At 51.9% G+C, this 16,513-nt stretch carries 15 protein-coding genes; 8 read left to right on the forward strand and 7 right to left on the reverse strand.

What is annotated here, in order from left to right:
- Positions 1-171 precede the first annotated feature (171 nt).
- From ABDW72_RS16485 to ABDW72_RS16515, 7 genes are all read left to right on the forward strand, one after another.
- Positions 172-618, forward strand: a complete 447-nt coding sequence (locus tag ABDW72_RS16485) for a hypothetical protein (RefSeq protein ID WP_347159698.1) — start codon at positions 172-174, stop codon at positions 616-618.
- Between the two features lie 84 nt (positions 619-702).
- On the forward strand, positions 703-1,548 hold the full coding sequence (locus ABDW72_RS16490) for a glycerophosphodiester phosphodiesterase (protein ID WP_347159699.1): 846 nt from the start codon (positions 703-705) through the stop codon (positions 1,546-1,548).
- A gap of 66 nt (positions 1,549-1,614) precedes the next feature.
- Entirely contained in the window at positions 1,615-3,363 is a 1,749-nt protein-coding gene (gene aspS, locus ABDW72_RS16495) for an aspartate--tRNA ligase (protein WP_347159700.1), read from the forward strand.
- A 35-nt stretch (positions 3,364-3,398) separates the two neighbouring features.
- Complete coding sequence (locus ABDW72_RS16500) at positions 3,399-3,947, forward strand: GNAT family N-acetyltransferase (RefSeq protein ID WP_347159701.1); 549 nt, start codon at positions 3,399-3,401, stop codon at positions 3,945-3,947.
- Positions 3,948-4,418: 471 nt separating this feature from the next.
- Complete coding sequence (locus ABDW72_RS16505) at positions 4,419-6,158, forward strand: GMC oxidoreductase (protein WP_347159702.1); 1,740 nt, start codon at positions 4,419-4,421, stop codon at positions 6,156-6,158.
- A gap of 30 nt (positions 6,159-6,188) precedes the next feature.
- Positions 6,189-6,869: a gluconate 2-dehydrogenase subunit 3 family protein gene (locus tag ABDW72_RS16510; protein ID WP_347159703.1), complete on the forward strand. Its 681-nt coding sequence runs from the start codon at positions 6,189-6,191 to the stop codon at positions 6,867-6,869.
- 209 nt (positions 6,870-7,078) lie between these two features.
- Entirely contained in the window at positions 7,079-7,882 is an 804-nt protein-coding gene (locus ABDW72_RS16515) for an NIPSNAP family protein (protein ID WP_347159704.1), read from the forward strand.
- Positions 7,883-7,975: 93 nt separating this feature from the next.
- On the opposite strand, the gene ABDW72_RS16520 is transcribed toward ABDW72_RS16515, so the two are convergent.
- The 5 genes from ABDW72_RS16520 to nuoK form a co-directional block, all read right to left on the reverse strand.
- A complete protein-coding gene (locus ABDW72_RS16520; RefSeq protein WP_347159705.1) occupies positions 7,976-8,167 on the reverse strand; it encodes a hypothetical protein in 192 nt (63 codons plus the stop codon).
- Between the two features lie 148 nt (positions 8,168-8,315).
- Positions 8,316-9,701, reverse strand: coding sequence for an NADH-quinone oxidoreductase subunit N (locus tag ABDW72_RS16525; protein WP_347159706.1), 1,386 nt, complete (start codon positions 9,699-9,701; stop codon positions 8,316-8,318).
- Positions 9,702-9,734: 33 nt separating this feature from the next.
- On the reverse strand, positions 9,735-11,198 hold the full coding sequence (locus ABDW72_RS16530; RefSeq protein ID WP_347159707.1) for a complex I subunit 4 family protein: 1,464 nt from the start codon (positions 11,196-11,198) through the stop codon (positions 9,735-9,737).
- A gap of 12 nt (positions 11,199-11,210) precedes the next feature.
- Complete coding sequence (gene nuoL, locus ABDW72_RS16535) at positions 11,211-13,169, reverse strand: NADH-quinone oxidoreductase subunit L (RefSeq protein WP_347159708.1); 1,959 nt, start codon at positions 13,167-13,169, stop codon at positions 11,211-11,213.
- A gap of 46 nt (positions 13,170-13,215) precedes the next feature.
- The gene (gene nuoK, locus ABDW72_RS16540) at positions 13,216-13,545 is read right to left on the reverse strand and encodes an NADH-quinone oxidoreductase subunit NuoK (RefSeq protein ID WP_347159709.1); all 330 of its coding nucleotides are present in this window, start codon (positions 13,543-13,545) and stop codon (positions 13,216-13,218) included.
- Positions 13,546-13,991: 446 nt separating this feature from the next.
- On the opposite strand from nuoK, the gene ABDW72_RS16545 reads away from it, so the two are divergent.
- Entirely contained in the window at positions 13,992-15,026 is a 1,035-nt protein-coding gene (locus ABDW72_RS16545; protein WP_347159710.1) for a DUF6929 family protein, read from the forward strand.
- A gap of 407 nt (positions 15,027-15,433) precedes the next feature.
- On the opposite strand, the gene ABDW72_RS16550 is transcribed toward ABDW72_RS16545, so the two are convergent.
- Together ABDW72_RS16550 and ABDW72_RS16555 are read right to left on the reverse strand one after the other, a co-directional pair.
- Entirely contained in the window at positions 15,434-15,952 is a 519-nt protein-coding gene (locus ABDW72_RS16550) for an NADH-quinone oxidoreductase subunit J family protein (RefSeq protein ID WP_347159711.1), read from the reverse strand.
- A gap of 4 nt (positions 15,953-15,956) precedes the next feature.
- Complete coding sequence (locus ABDW72_RS16555) at positions 15,957-16,466, reverse strand: NuoI/complex I 23 kDa subunit family protein (protein WP_347159712.1); 510 nt, start codon at positions 16,464-16,466, stop codon at positions 15,957-15,959.
- Positions 16,467-16,513 lie beyond the last annotated feature (47 nt).

Consider the following 16,513-nt stretch of genomic DNA (forward strand, 5'->3'; position numbering starts at 1 on the left):
CTATAAAATCCTGAGAAAAGGTTTAGGGATATTTTAGTGCAATTATGTTGCCAGACTTAAACACCTCTTTTCGTATTCTAATATAGCTCTTGGTATCTTAAGCTGCAGTTTGTCGTTATACTTTAGAGGAGGCTGTCATACGGATAGCCCATCAATAAAAGTAAAGCAGATATGTTAGAACAATTCATAGATAATATCAAAGGGCAGCTCACCGGTGAGCTGCAAGACAAGTTTCAGTTACAACCCGACACAGCCAATAAATCAGTAGAGTTGGCGCAGGACCACTTAAAGCAAGGGCTGAAGGACCAGGCGACCAGCGGCGACTTTGGCGGCATTATGGATATCCTGAAAGGAAATAAAGGCCCGATGGACCACGCCGGGGTGAACAGTATCATTAGCAATTATGTGGGTGACCTGACCACGAAGTTAGGAGTGCCGGAGAGTATTGCCAAGCAGGCAGGGCCGTTTGTGATCAGCTTCATCATGCGAAAGCTGAGTGGCAAGGTTAGTGGCGAAGGTATGGGCCAGTCTGACATCCTGGGCATGCTGGGCGGTAGTGCTCTGAAGGATAAACTACCCGGCGGTCTCGGCGACAAACTGGGTGGCCTGTTCAAATAAACCACGTCGCCTGTCAACCAAAGAAGCCATACTTAGCAAGTATGGCTTTTCTTGTGCAAAAGGTATAGAATGTATCAGAAACCTATGTCACCCAAATCTTTCCTGTGGCTCCTGCTGTTCAGCTGTTTGGGCTACGGCAGCGCAAGTGCGCAGGCAGCCGCAACACACCCGCCGGCGCTCGTGATCGGCCATGCCGGCTCGGGCTTTCTTACACCACTGAGCCCTTTTAACCCTTTGCCCCCCAATAGTATGGCATCCCTGAAAAAGGCTTTTGAGCATGGGGCCGATGGGGTAGAGGTAGACGTGCAGCTGAGCAGCGACGGCACCGCTATCCTGTACCACGACCCGACGCTAAACACGTTTACAGCGAAAGCAGGCCTGATCGATACGATGCGTGCCGAACAGGTGCTGGGCGTTCCGTACAAAGCCGGCTTTCTGTATGATCTGTTTCAGGATGAAAAGATCATTTCGCTGGAGCAGCTGCTGCAATACCTGGGGAGTATGCCCGAAAAACCTTACCTGCAACTGGACCTGCGCAACAGTACCCCGGAGCGCCGTGCTTGGTACGCCGCCACGCTTATGGAACTGCTCCGGAAGTATGCTTATCCGCTTCAGAAGCTGGCCTTTATCTCTCCGGATGAAGCGTTGCTGGAGGCGTTCAGGAAGGAGGAACCCCAGGCAACGTTGCTAGTGGATGCGGACGATGACTTTGATGGCGCTTTTCGCAAAGTGCTGCAACACCGCTTTCAGGGTATTGTGGCGCCCTCTCACTATGTAAAACAGGAACAAGTACGCCGGGCTCAAAAGCAGGGGCTGCAGGTGATTCTGTTTGGTGGCAAGTCCAGGTCGGGTATTGCCAGTATCCTGAAGAAAGAGCCCGATGCTGTGGAAGTGAATAATGTAAGCCGGATGCGGAAGCTGTTGGAATAATTGCCACCGAGCTATTTATTTTATTAATTTTGCCTCATAAATTTATTGATTATTAGAAACTGAACTATGCTTCGAACTCATACTTGCGGCGAACTACGGATCTACAACGTAGGCGAGGAAGTGATACTTACCGGATGGGTGCAGCGCCTGCGCGACAAAGGCGGCATGCTCTGGATTGACCTGCGCGATCGTTATGGCATCACGCAGCTTTCTTTGGAAGAAGGGCTGACGCCCCCGGCTTTGTTTGACCAGGCACGCAGCCTGGGCCGTGAGTATGTGATCCGGGCGACCGGCAAGGTGGTGGAGCGCTACTCGAAGAATGATAAAATACCGACCGGCGCCATTGAGGTGCAGGTAAAGAAGCTGGAAATACTGAATCCTTCGAAGTTACCTCCTTTCCTGATAGAAGATGAGACCGACGGTGGCGACGACCTGCGGATGCGCTACCGCTACCTGGACCTGCGCCGGTCGCCGGTGCGCCATAACTTAGAGCTGCGCCACCGCATGATGCGCGAGGTGCGCCATTACCTGGACAGCCACTTCTTTATTGAGGTAGAGACGCCGGTGCTGATCAAATCGACGCCGGAAGGTGCACGCGACTTTGTGGTGCCGAGCCGTATGAACCCCGGCGAGTTTTATGCCCTGCCGCAGTCGCCACAAACGTTTAAGCAGCTGCTGATGGTGGCCGGCTTCGACAAATACTACCAGATTGTAAAGTGCTTCCGCGACGAGGACTTGCGTGCGGATCGCCAGCCCGAGTTTACGCAGATAGATTGTGAGCTGTCGTTTGTGACGCAGGAAGACATCCTCAACCGCTTCGAAGGCCTCATCCGCCACCTGTTTGAGCAGGTAAAAGGCATCCACATAGACCGCTTGCCCCGCATGACGTACGACGATGCCATGCGTTACTACGGCTCCGATAAGCCAGACACACGCTTCGACATGCGTTTTGTAGAGCTCAACGACCTGGCCCGGCACAAAGGCTTTAAGGTATTTGATGACGCCGAACTGGTGGTTGGGATCAATGCCCGTGGTGCAGCCAACTATACCCGCAAGCAGCTCGACGAGCTGACAGACTTTGTAAAGCGCCCGCAGGTTGGGGCCACAGGCTTGGTATACGCCCGCATCAATGAGGACGGAAGTATAAAATCATCGGTTGATAAATTTTTTACCGCAGAAGACCTGCAGGCATGGGCCTGGGCGTTTGAAGCCAAGCCAGGCGACCTGCTGCTGATCCTGGCCGGTCCGAAAGACAAGACGCGCAAGGCACTTAATGAGCTGCGCCTGGAGATGGGCACCCAGATGGGGCTGCGCGACAAGAACGTATTCTCACCGCTGTGGGTGGTTGATTTCCCGCTGCTGGAGTGGGATGAGCAGACGCAGCGGTACCACGCCATGCACCATCCGTTCACTTCACCAAAGCCTGATGACATTGAACTGATCGACGACCGCCCGGGTGATATCCGCGCGAACGCCTACGACATGGTGATCAATGGGGTGGAAGTAGGCGGCGGCTCTATCCGTATTCACGACCGCCGGTTGCAGGAGCGCATGTTCCACCTGCTGGGTTTCTCCAGAGACGAGGCCAAGGCGCAGTTCGGCTTCCTGATGGAGGCATTTGAGTATGGGGCACCCCCGCACGGCGGCATCGCCTTTGGTTTCGACCGGCTTTGCTCCCTGTTTGGCGGCTCTGACTCCATTCGCGACTATATCGCTTTCCCAAAAAACAACTCGGGCCGCGATGTAATGATTGATGCGCCGGCCCCTATTTCGCAGGACCAACTAGACGAATTACACATCCGCATGAAGCACTAGCCTATGAGGGCTAGGCGTTTGCTCTTCCGTTTTTGATGAAGGTAAAAGAACAACGACATACGTTAAAAACGGGAGAGCAAATTTTGCTTCGCGAAGGAAGTATAGCCGACTCCGAAGCGTTGCTGGAAACGGTGCGGGAGTATGTGCTCACCAGCAAATATTTGATCGTGTCGCCGGAGGATCTGGCATACACCGTAGCCGACGAAGCCAGGTGGATCAAGAGCCTGCGTGACAGCCCGAACAGCTTGTTGCTACTGGCACTGCACCAGGACCGTGTTATCGGCAACATAGATTTGACCGGCAGCGATGAGCCGGGCGAGAATCCTACCGGCCTGATAAGTATGGGCATGCTGAAGGCATACCAGAACAAAGGACTGGGCTCGCTGCTACTCAATGCCGTAGTGGGCTGGGCCAGGGAAAACCACCAGCTGCAGGTGCTGTGCCTGCAGGTAGTAGAGGCCAACACAGGCGCCATGAAGCTCTATGAGAACCTGGGCTTTGAGATTGCCAATCTCCAGACCAACGGCTTTAGCGACGGGAATGGCAACACAAGCGATAAGGTCGTCATGATCCTGAACCTATAGCTATGTAAAGCCGGAACATTCAGCATTGTTTATATTTAAATTATATTTAGATCTTCAAAGAAAAGCCTGCCGCGTAAAGTGGCAGGCTTTTCTTTTTACTACCGGAGATGTCTCTGTCACTTCTGCTCTATTCGCCGCTGCAAGTATGGGGTATTGGCAGGGGTATGCTCCAGGAGACTCACTTCGAGCTAAGGCTTTAACAGTAATGTAGGCCGGGTGCGGAGAGCAGGAATTGCCCTGCCGAAAGCTTGATATTAGTGTTGCACCATCCATTTTAAGCAAACAGGTGCGCAAGCCCTTACTTTGTTTGATGAAAATTGCATGAAAGCGTTGCACTTGCCATTGTAAATGTGTAACATAGTAGTGACAAGCAGCGGGTTTGCTCTCAAGGGGCGCATTTTATCCGCCGCCTGAGCTACCCGAATGTCAGGATTTTGCCTGTTCTTTCAACTCTTCATCCGCAGACGCTTTATGGCAGATTTTCAAGTTAAGAAACAACCTAAGAAATACGACGCTGTGATCGTGGGCTCCGGCGCCGGCGGCGGCATGGCTGCTTATGTATTAGCAAACGCCGGTTTAAAAGTATGCCTCATCGAGGCAGGCCCTATGTTTGATCCTGCCACGGATTCAGCACAGTTAAAAAACCCATGGGAGTCTCCGCGCAGAGGTGCCAGTACCAAGTTCAGGCCGTTCGGCGACTTTGACGGCTGTTACTGGGGCTGGGAGATAGATGGCGAGCCATACACGCAGGCTGAAGGAACCCAGTGGGACTGGTGGCGCGCGCGCATGCTGGGCGGCAGAACCAACCACTGGGGCCGCATATCCCTGCGCTTCGGCCCGAAAGACTTTAAAGGCAAAAGCATTGATGGCTTGGGTGAAGACTGGCCCATTGGGTATGACGATATCAAGCCATACTATGACAAAGTAGACAAACTGATCGGCGTGTTTGGCACCAATGAGGGCTTGGAGAATGAGCCGGACGGTATTTTTCTGCCACCACCCTTGCCGCGCCTGCACGAGCTGATGCTCAAGAAAGCGGCTGGCGGCATTGGTATTCCGGTTATACCTTCCCGCTTGTCCATCCTCACGCAAAAAATTAACGACGAGCGCGGCCAATGCTTCTACTGCTCACAATGCGGCCGCAGCTGCAAAATATACGCTGACTTCTCCTCCTCGTCCTGCCTGGTGAAGCCCGCTGTAGCCACTGGAAACGTGGACGTGATTCCGAATGCCATGGCCCGCGAAGTGGTGACCAATTCCGAGGGTTTGGCTACGGGGGTGTCTTTCGTTAACAAAGACGACATGAAGGATTACCAGGTAAACGGCCGCGTCGTCATTCTGGCAGCCAGCGCCTGCGAAAGTGCCCGCCTGCTGCTTAATTCCGTATCGCGACGCCACCCAAATGGCCTGGCCAATTCCAGCGACGTAGTAGGCCGGTACCTGCACGACTCCACAGGTGCTTCTGTAAGTGGGGTGCTGCCGCAACTCATGGGCCGCAAGCGCTACAACGAAGATGGCGTGGGCGGCATGCACGTGTACACGCCCTGGTGGCTAGATAATAAGAAGCTGGACTTTCCGCGGGGCTACCACATCGAATACTGGGGTGGCATGCAGCAGCCGGCTTACGGCTTTGGCTGGGGAATTGAAAACCTGAACGGAAAGCTGCAGGTAAATGGCAGAACCAAAGAGGCCGGTGGCTATGGCAAGTCGCTGAAAGACGATTACCGCTTTATGTATGGGGCGGGTGTAGGCATGGCCGGCCGCGGAGAAGCAATCGCTTTTGCGCATAATTATTGTGAGATCGACCCGAACGTTGTGGATGTATATGGCATTCCGGTGTTGCGCTTCAATGTGAAGTACTCGGACTATGAGATAAACCAGGCCAAACACATGAATCAAACGTTTAAGGAAATACTGCACGAAATGGGCGCTGTGATCACCTCGGGCGATGATGCGGGGCCGCACAACAACTGGGGCCTGCAGAACCCCGGCAAGATTATACATGAGGCCGGCACCGTGCGCATGGGCAACGATCCTAAAAAGTCGGCGCTGAACAAGTGGAGCCAGGCCCACGACGCCAAGAACGTATTTTGCGTAGATGGCGGGCAGTTTGTGTCGCAAGGTGACAAGAACATCACCTGGACCATTCTCGCTTTATCGATGCGGGCTTCAGAGTATATTGTGGATCAAATGAAAAAGCAGAACATTTAAGCACCAGCCGTTAAGCTAAAGCATACTTATATGGACAGAAGAGAATCCCTGAAAGCCATTGTGGTGGGCACTGTTTCCTCCGCCTTCATTCTGGAATCCTGTGGCGAGCAGAAGGACAAGCAGACCGTAGCAGAGGTCATGGAAGCGCCTGAATCCTCTCCCGTTAGTTCCGGGCGCATGGCAGAGGAGGTGGAGCGTTTAAAGAACATCAAATCCAAAGATTTCTTTACCGACGAAGAGATGGCCACTATTACGGTGCTGGCCGATATCATCATTCCGAAAGATGAGGTGAGTGGCAGTGCGTCGGATGCCGGTGTGCCGGATTTTATTGAGTTCATCGTAAAAGATAAGCCCGAGAACCAGACGCCTATGCGCAGTGGTCTCAGGTGGCTGGACATACAAAGCATGAACAAGTATGAAAAGCCCTTTCGCGACCTGCCTGAAAAGCAGCAATTAGCTATTGTAGACGAGATTGCCTACCCCGAGCGGGCAAAACCGGAAATGAAGAAGGGTGTAGCCTTTTTTAACCTCATGCGCAACTTAACGGCCACCGGGTTCTTTACCTCTGAAATGGGTGTAAAGGATATCGGCTACATGGGCAACCGCCCTAACCAATGGAAAGGTGTACCGGTCGAGGTGCTGAAAGAGCATAACCTGGCTTACACTGAGAAGGAGCTGCGCGAGTGTGTGAAGTTTGAGGATAATGCCTGATTGACTGAAAGTATCCGCCAGGTATAGGCAAAAGTTTATCGAGGTAGTTCACGTAATCCGTAAAAATAAACACAAGTATAACCGGGTGCTGGCAGGCTGAAAGTAGCTTGGTAGCGGGGCGTGTATGGCCTGGTGATCCCCACAAATATGATAGGTTGCTCAGGACATTCTTATTCTGTCTAAGTGGCTCCTGACATGCATTTCAATCTATGGAAAGACGATCATTTGTAAGAGCATCTCTGTTAAGCGCTACTTTAGCGACAGGCTTGGTACCAGCAGCCAGTGCGGCTTCGCGGGTGTTGACAACAGCAGAACGCGTAGACGGGGAGTTCTATGAGCTTCGGGTTTATACTTTAAAAAACGAAGCGCAGCAGCGGTTGGTAGAGGATTATTTGCAACATGCCGCCATCCCTGCCTTAAACAAGTTGGGGAGTAAACCTGTAGGTGTATTCCGGGACCTCGAGCCCGAAGGAATGACCAAGATCTATGTGCTTATTCCATATAAGTCTTTGGCAGATTTCGGCAGGGTGCAGGAGGAACTGAGCCAGAATGCTGCTTACAATAAAGCCGGCGCTGCTTACTTGACCGCTCCCGCCACAGACCCCGCCTACGAGCGCATCGAGAGCTCGCTCTTAAAAGCCTTTGCACAGATGCCGCAAATAGCTATTCCAGCCCAGAAGCCGCGCCTGTTTGAGCTGCGGCGCTACGAGAGCGCCAGCGAGAGTGCCGGTAAAAAGAAGATCGAGATGTTCAACAAAGGAGAGATCGATATCTTTAAGCGGACCGGCCTCACGCCTGTATTCTTCGGGGAAACCATTATCGGTGCCTTACGCCCGAACCTGACCTATATGATCACGTTTGATGACATGGCCGAGCACGATAAGAACTGGAAAGCCTTTGGCAGCGATCCGGAATGGAAAAAGATCAGCGGCATGCCGGAGTATGCCGATGCGAAAATTGTCTCACACATCACCTCCACCTTCCTCACGCCAACTTCTTTCTCTCAAATCTGACAAAGATATAAGCTACCAATACAACGAACAGCTGCCTGCCGGAGCAGACAGTGCCCAGATGGGTGATGTAGTGTGGCTACCTGGGCATAAGTTCTATAGCGTCATATCATGGTAGGTAGTCGTGTCTGGGTCTTGTGTGATGGAAGTATCGGTTTCAATATTGTTGCCTTGGCTGTTATCTACAGCATCTGTTTCGCCCTCGATTGTATTGTGCTCCTGGTCGCCGCAGGCGGTGAAGGCCATGAGCATACCTGCTATTAAAGTCAGCTTTGCTATATCTTTCATATCGTGCTTGTACGTATCCGTTTATACTTGTGACTTCCTTTTACGAATTTAAACGCGTATGGAAACAATTGGAATGTAGAGATAAGTATAAAAATGAAAAGCGGCTGCTCTGAAAAGGGCAGCCGCTTTTCATTATAAGCACTATACGTTAGATCAGATCGCTTACCAGCGCTGGCACGATGCCCAGCAGGATGGTGAATACCGTGATAAAGATCAGCACAAAGGAAGCGAAACTGCCCACGCGAATCTTTTCCACATTGCCGGCAGGGTGCATATACATGGCGATCACCACTCTAAAGTAGTAGTAGATACCTACAGTAGCCATTAGTACTGCAATCACCACCAGCCACATTAGGTTAGCATTTTGCACTACGGCTGCGAAGATGAAGAACTTACCAAAGAAACCGGCTGTCAGCGGAATACCGGCCAGGGAGCACATCGATACCGTCATGGCAAAGGCCAGCAGCGGGTTTGTCTTGCCCAGGCCATTAAAAGCTTCATAACGTTCATCACCATTGCGCTGTGCCGACACATACTTCAGCACGCCGAAAGCAGCTACCGTAGCCAGCGCGTAAGACAGTGAGTAGAACATGATAGAAGCATCAGAGCGCTCGTTAAAAGCAATCAGCCCCATCAGCAGGTAACCCGCATGCGACACGCTGGAGTAAGCCAGCATACGCTTAAAGCTTGTCTGCACCACTGCGCCGATATTACCCACCACCAGCGTGAGCACGGTGATGGCAATCAGCGTTGGGAACCAGGCCGCGTAAGAGGCGGCAAAAGCAGTAGCCATCAGTTTATAGAACGCGGCCACACCAGCAATCTTCACCACCGTCGACATGAAGGAGGTAAAGAGGGTAGGAGCGCCTTCGTACACGTCGGGTGCCCAGAAGTGGAAAGGCGCAGCAGATATTTTAAAAGAGATGCCGATGATGAGCAGCAGCAGGCCCAGCATGAACATGCCATTTACAGTGCCATCGGTGGCAGCCGCCGTTGCAGCAATATCCGTCAGGTAAAAAGAGCCGGTAGCGCCATAGATCAGCACAATACCAAACAGCAGGATACCGGTAAAGAAAGCACCCATCAGGAAATACTTCAGGGCGGCTTCGTTGGAACGGATACGCTTTTTATCGCTGCCAGCCAGCACATACATGGCAATGGAAAGAATCTCAATACCAATGAAGAGCATCAGCAGGTTCTCGTAGCTCACCATCATTACAGCACCAACCAGCGAGAAGAGCAGCAAAGAGTAAAACTCAGCCAGGTTCTCGTTCTGCTCCTCTACATACCGTTGCGAAAAGGGGATGAGCAGCAGGGTGGTGAGCACCATAATAGCGGTAAAGGCCACCGCATAGTTGTCGATGGTGAGCATGTGGTTGAAGTAGCTCTGCGCTTCGTTCCAGCTCAGCAGGTTTACCACAAACACCACCGCCAGAAACAGCAGCGCCAGGGGCAGCAATACCCGCTTAGACTTCAAGAAACCTATAAAGAGGTTGATGACGCCGAAAACGGATAAAAGTATGATTGAAGTCATGTCGTCTATTTCCTGTTAAACTCTTTATTCTAATTAGCGCTTGATCACGTTGAGCAGCACATGCACCGCCGGCTCCGAAATGCTCAGGAAGGTGTTGGGGAACAAACCGATCCAGAACACCATCACCACCAGCGGGATGAGCACGGCTTTCTCGTTGAAGGTCAGGTCGGCAAAGTTCTCCGTAACCTCTGACTTGGTACCAAACATTACCCCTTGGAACATCCGCAGCATGTACACTGCTCCTAGGATGATGGTTAAGCCTGCTGCAGCGCCCATCCAGCCGTTGTACTGGTACACGCCTGAGAGCAGCAGGAACTCGCCCACAAAACCACTGGTAAGCGGCAGGGCAACAGAGCCCAGCAGCAGCACCATGAACATGATCGACAGCGCTGGCGTGTTTTGGGTGATACCGCCCAGGCTGGTGATCTCGCGTGTTTGCGTGCGGCTGTAAATGATGTCGATGATAAAGAACAAGCCCGTTACTACCACGCCGTGGCTCAGCATCTGGATTACACCACCCTGCATGCCTTGCTCGTTCAGCGTGAAAATACCGGCAGCGATCAGGCCCACGTGCGCGATAGACGAATAAGCGATCAGGCGTTTGAGGTCGCGCTGGCGAATGGCGATGATGGAAGCGTACACAATGCCGATGATTGACAGCACCAGCACTACCTCATCCCACTGGCTCACCCCGTACGGTACCACTGGCAGCAACCAGCGAATGACGCCATAGATACCCATCTTGAGCATGATGCCTGAGAGCAGCATGGTGCCCTGCGTAGGCGATTCAGTATAGGTATCGGGCTGCCAGGTATGGAAGGGGAACACCGGCATTTTGATCGCAAAAGCGATGAACAGGAACCAGAATATCCAGCCTTGCGCACTGCTGCTCAGCGCCAGGTCATAGAAGGCCAGCAGGCTGGAGGAGTGTGGCGAGGTAGCTGTTGCACCTGTCTGGAAGTATAAGTACACAAAAGCGGCCAGCATAAACAGCGAGCCGAAGATGGTATAGATAAAGAACTTAAAGGTTACCGGCACCCGGCGGGCACCACCCCAGATGGCGGAGATAAAGTAAATTGGGATCAGGGCTACCTCCCAGAAGAAGTAGAACAGGAACGCATCCAGCGACACGAACACGCCCAGCAAACCGGTTTGCATGAACAGGATGAGCGCGTAAAACACGTTCGGGTTTTTATACGCGTGCTTAAACGACGAGAGAATGATGAGCGGCACCAGGAAGGTGGTCAGCAGTACCATCAGGAGACTGATGCCATCCATACCGATAGCAAAGCTGATACCGGCACTGGCGACCCATGGAATGTTAACTGCAGCTTGTATGCTGCCACTCTCGCTGTTAAAGGCCGAGGTAGCGAAGAGCGCCAGAGCAAATTCTACGAGCGCCGCAACAAAAGCCACTCTCTTGGCACCTTGCCCTTTAAGCAACAACACCAGCAGGGCAGCAAGGGCAGGCCAGAAAAGTAATAGAGCTGTAATCATCTTCTAAGAGCCTTATCCGATAAAGAAGTTTAAAAATAGAATCAGGGCGATGCTGCATACCATTACGAGCAGGTAAAAACCGATAGCCCCGCTCTGGGCATAGCGCAACGTGCGGCCGCTGCCCAGCACAAACTTACCCACGCCGTTCACAATACCATCCACAATCACCACGTCCACAAAGCGGTACACGGCATTGGAGAGCCACATTACCGGGCGCACGATGAGTGTATTATAGAGTTCGTCGATGTAGTATTTGTGATAAAGCAGGTTGTGCACCGGGGCCAGGCGCTCGCCTTCTTCGGCGGGTACCTCCTCTTTCCTCACGTACATGACATACGCAATGATAATGGCCAGCACGGCTACGCCCACGGATACCGCCATGAGGGTGAATTCCAAGCTATGCGACACAGCTGCGGCCTCGAAAGCAGCAGGATTTACCCTGCGGGCCAAGGTATAAAGGGGTGCCAGGTACTCGCCCAGCACGTGGTCGGCGCCAAAGATCTCCGGAATGCCCAGAAAACCACCGATGGTAGAAAGTATGGCCAGCACGATGAGCGGAATCGTCATCACGGCAGGCGACTCGTGCAAGTGGTGCTTCTGCGCTTCTGTGCCTCTAAACGTACCAAAGAAAGTCAGGAACAGGGCACGGAACATGTAGAAGGCAGTCATAAACGAGGCCAGCACGCCAATACCCCAGAGAATCTTGTTATGCTCGAATACGTGGGCCAGCAACTCATCTTTAGAGAAGAAGCCGGCAAACGGCGGGATACCTGAAATGGCCAGCGTACCGATCAGGAAGGTGATAAAGGTAATCGGCAAAGCTTTGCGCAGGCCGCCCATACGGCGCATGTCCTGCTCGTTGCTCATGGCGTGAATCACAGAACCGGCTCCCAGGAAGAGCAGCGCCTTGAAGAAGGCGTGCATCAGCACGTGGAACATAGAAGAGGAGAAAGCCATCACACCCAGCGCCAGAAACATATACCCCAACTGCGACACAGTAGAGTAAGCGAGCACCTTCTTGATATCGTTCTGCACCAGGCCAATGGTGGCGGCCAGCAGCGCCGTAGCGGCACCAACAATGGCGATCACTTCCAGCGTTGTAGGAGCCAGTACAAACAGTACATTGGAGCGCACTACCATGTAAATACCAGCCGTTACCATGGTCGCAGCGTGGATCAGGGCCGAAACCGGTGTTGGACCCGCCATCGCATCCGGCAGCCAGGTAAACAGCGGGATCTGCGCGCTCTTGCCCATGGCACCGATGAACAGGAACATGGTAATGGCGATCATCATCGGCGTATCCAGGCCTGTCATTTTGCTGGCCTCCAGGAACACCATCGGGTAGCTCACGCTGCCAAAGGTGATGAAGATGAGGAAAATGCCCAGCAGAAAGCCCAAATCACCGATGCGGTTCATGATGAAAGCTTTCTTGGCGGCATTGTTATAGTTGGTGTTCTTGTTCCAGAAGCCGATGAGCAGGTAAGAGCAAAGGCCCACACCTTCCCAGCCCACGAACATCATCACGTAGTTGGAGCCCATCACCAGCAGCAGCATCGAGAACATAAACAGGTTCAGGAAGGAGAAGAACTTGCCAAAGCCCTCGTCGTGGCTCATATAGCCGGCCGAGTAGAGGTGAATAAAGAAGCCAATGCCGGTCACCATCAGCAACATCAGCAGCGTGAGCTGGTCGACCAGAAACGAAAAGCCAATGTGCAGGGTGCCCGCCGAGATCCAATCGTAAAAATTGACCATGTACGGATGGCTGCCGTTGGCTTTAAAGTCGAGGAACAGGTAGATCGAAATCAGGAACGACACCAGCACGGTGGCGCAACCAATAAAGCCGACCAGGCCTTTGGCGATTTTGCGGTTGCCCAGCCCGTTGATGATAAAGCCAAGCAGCGGCAGCAACGGAATAAGCAAACAGAGCCATGCCATGTCCTGGTTTATACTGGGCATTACTATCTCTTGCATCTATGTTTGTAGTTTAAAAAGCTGTTCAGGGAGAAAAATAGGGCAACTACCACTTCAGGTCGTTGAGCATCTGCACGTCAGTGGAGCGGGTGTTGCGGTAGGTCATCACAATGATGGCAAGGCCCACGCATACTTCGGCTGCGGCTACCGCCATGATGAAGAACACGAAAACCTGGGCACTGGCATCGGCGCGGTAAGAGGCCATGGCGGTGAGCAGCAGGTTTACCGCGTTCAGCATGAGCTCTACGCACATGAAGATCACAATGGCGTTGCGCCGGGTGAGTACCCCGATTACTCCAATAACAAAAAGAGCAGTGCTAAAGTACAGGTAATAATTAAGCGGGACAGTTCTGATGATATCAGGTATCTGGTTCATTTTTAGTAGGCCTGAACGTATCGTAGGTTTCTTACAATCCAAAAATCAAGTCGCAAAGTTATCCCCATTTTTTAAAATTCCATAACATATTTCCTATTCTTCTTAGCGCTTGGCGGTTATACACCTGCAGTGGAAGAGGGCATACCTCCTGTTTTATTAAAGGTGATGCCGGCAGTTGCGAAAGCAGGTGGCATATACTCGTGCGGTTACCCCTATAGTATATCTGGCTGATTGGTGTAGAGGTCATAGAATAGAAAAGTACCATGTAGTGTTGAGGATAGAGATAGCACTTGCCCAAACGGTTGAGAACAAGTATAATTGGTGAAGAACTCATCATGCGTGAAATTCCTGCAAGCCTCCGGCCCAGTTATGTTAGTGGGTAACTGCACTGTAATTATTCGGCCTCTCTAACTTTACGTACAGGAGGTAAAGCAACTAAAACACTTATGCAATCAAAATTATTCATGGCCATACTTTTTTCTTCTGTTTCCCTTGCTGGCTGTCAGCAAAAGTCCACTCCCACCTCCTCGCTTTCAGTTGAGGACATGGAGGCCGTCGTTCAGCAAAAAGTATTTTACCAGGATCTGCCTTCGGGTTCCGGTATGGAGGCTGCGGGTATGGGCTATTATGTAGTGGGAGATGATTCGCCATACTTATACTTGCTGGATGCCACTTATAAATTGGTGGAGAAAACTACCCTATTTGATACCACCAGCTTTGACAGCGGCCGCATACCAAAGTTAGAGAAGGCCGATCTAGAGAGTATGACACATTTCAGGTATAAAGACGCCGATTACCTGTTGTTACTTGGCTCGGGCTCAACAACAGCCCGCAACAAAGCTTTTGTCGTAAATCAGGCCGATCCCAAGCAAACACAGGCAGTGGACATCAGCGCATTTTACATGTTTCTGCAAAAAATACTTGCGCGCCAAAGTGGCAATGAAACCCTCAACATTGAAGGGCTTGCTTCCGACCAGGATCATTTTTACCTGTTGCAACGCCGCCTAGCAGCTGGTCCGAATACTATTTTCCGATTCAAAAAGGACGAATTCCTAAATTATCTGATGGAAGGAGGAGAACTTCCCAATGCATCGCCTTTTTACTTGCGGCTGCCGCAGTTGGGGCCTTATGAAGCTGGCTTCTCTGGCGCGCACATTTTCGACGATAAGCTTTTTTTCTCTGCCTCGATCGAGAATGCCCCCAATGCCGTGGACGATGGCGAAGTGCTGGGCAGCTTTATAGGTTTTATTCCGCTTTATACGTTGGGACGTGCCGGGGATGCAGCCAACCCGCTGCAAGTGTCGGCGGTGCAGTTGAAGAACAAGAATGGCAGCGTATATACCGGTAAAGCAGAATCAGTTGTGGTAAAGGAAAAAAACGAAAGTGGCGGATATAAAGCTATCCTGGTTTCGGATGATGACCAGGGCCACACGGAACTGCTGGAAGTAATGCTAAAGCCTAGAGTAAAAGTGAAGGAATAAGGTATGAGTTTACCCCTTTCCTTGTCATCCTGAAAGGACCGTGTGGGCAAGTTGCAGAGGCTTATCTATACTTCTTCTGTAAGTTTTATAACCAGCTTTTCGCCTTGCCGGCTGGGCCTTACTTTTCTCCTTGATGAGAAAAAGAGAGGGCTCCTACCTCGTAAGCAAAAGAATCAAGACCCTCTAAATCGAGGGCCCCTACCCCCACTCGCTGAACGCTCGAACAGTGGAGTGTCACAAAGTGCACCTGGCAAGGGCTTTAGCTTTGTAGCACTTCTGGGATATGATTCCCCTCCTTGGAAAGGTTAGGGGTGGGTTTGATTTGCACAAGTACTAGAGACGCTACAGCAAAAAAGCCAGCGCATTTGCACTGGCTTTATACTTATATTTTAATAAAGTCTTTTCTCTTAGAAATGCTGCTCTCCAACTTCCCGTTTACCCAACATCACAGCGCCTACCATGGCGACCAGGAACAGTACGGAGGCCAGTTCAAAGGGCAGCAGGTACTGCGTAAAGAGCACAGCCCCGAGGTTCTCCACCATACCAGTTTGTGAGGTAAAGGTATCGGCATTGTAGCCTGCCACGGCCGTATCTTTCAGAGCTGCGATCATAATCACAAAAAGCAGGCCTCCGGCAATTGTTCCGGCAAATTTGCTCAGCGTGGAGGTTTTTACACGATTCTCCGAATCCTTGTTCATGTTCAGGAACATAATCACAAACAGGAAAAGCACCATGATAGCGCCGGCATACACAATGATGTTCACGGCCGCCAGGAACTGCGCATTCAGCAAAATGTAATGGCCGGAGATGGTAAAGAACGTGATGATCAGGAACAGCACGCTATGCACCGGGTTTTTGGAGATCACCACCATCAGGGCGCACAGCAGCGTGAGGGAGGCAAGAAAATAGAACAGACTTTCAGTCATCGGTTTATTTTGTTTCAGTGGTTTTCAGTGGCTCCACCAGGCGGTCTTTGCCATAAATAAATTCGTCGCGCTCGTAGCGGGCAGGGGCAATCTTGTCGTCCTGCAGGAAGATGGCCGCTTTGGGACAGGCTTCCTCGCAGAGGCCGCAGAAGATGCAGCGCAGCATGTTCACCTCGTAGGTCACGGCATACTTCTCTTCGCGGTACAGGTGCTCCTCGCCCTTCACGCGCTCGCCAGCCGTCATGGTAATGGCTTCGGCAGGGCAGGCTACGGCGCAAAGGCCGCAGGCGGTGCAGCGCTCGGCACCGTTTTCATCACGCTTCAGCACGTGTAGGCCGCGCCACACTGAACTGCGCTCGCGGGTTTGCTCCGGGTACTGTATCGTTGCTTTTTTCTTAAAGAAGTGCTTTAACGTGATGCCCAGGCCCTGCGCAATGGCCGGCAGGTATGCCCGCTCGGCGAACGTCATGGGCAGCTTCTCAACGTTTTTTCTTCTATTGGATAGTGGTTCCATTTATGTCAGCTTATGATTGTTGTCCTTTGTCTCCTGCTTTAACACGG

This window comes from Pontibacter chitinilyticus (genome assembly GCF_039748935.1).
GTDB lineage: Bacteria > Bacteroidota > Bacteroidia > Cytophagales > Hymenobacteraceae > Pontibacter > Pontibacter chitinilyticus.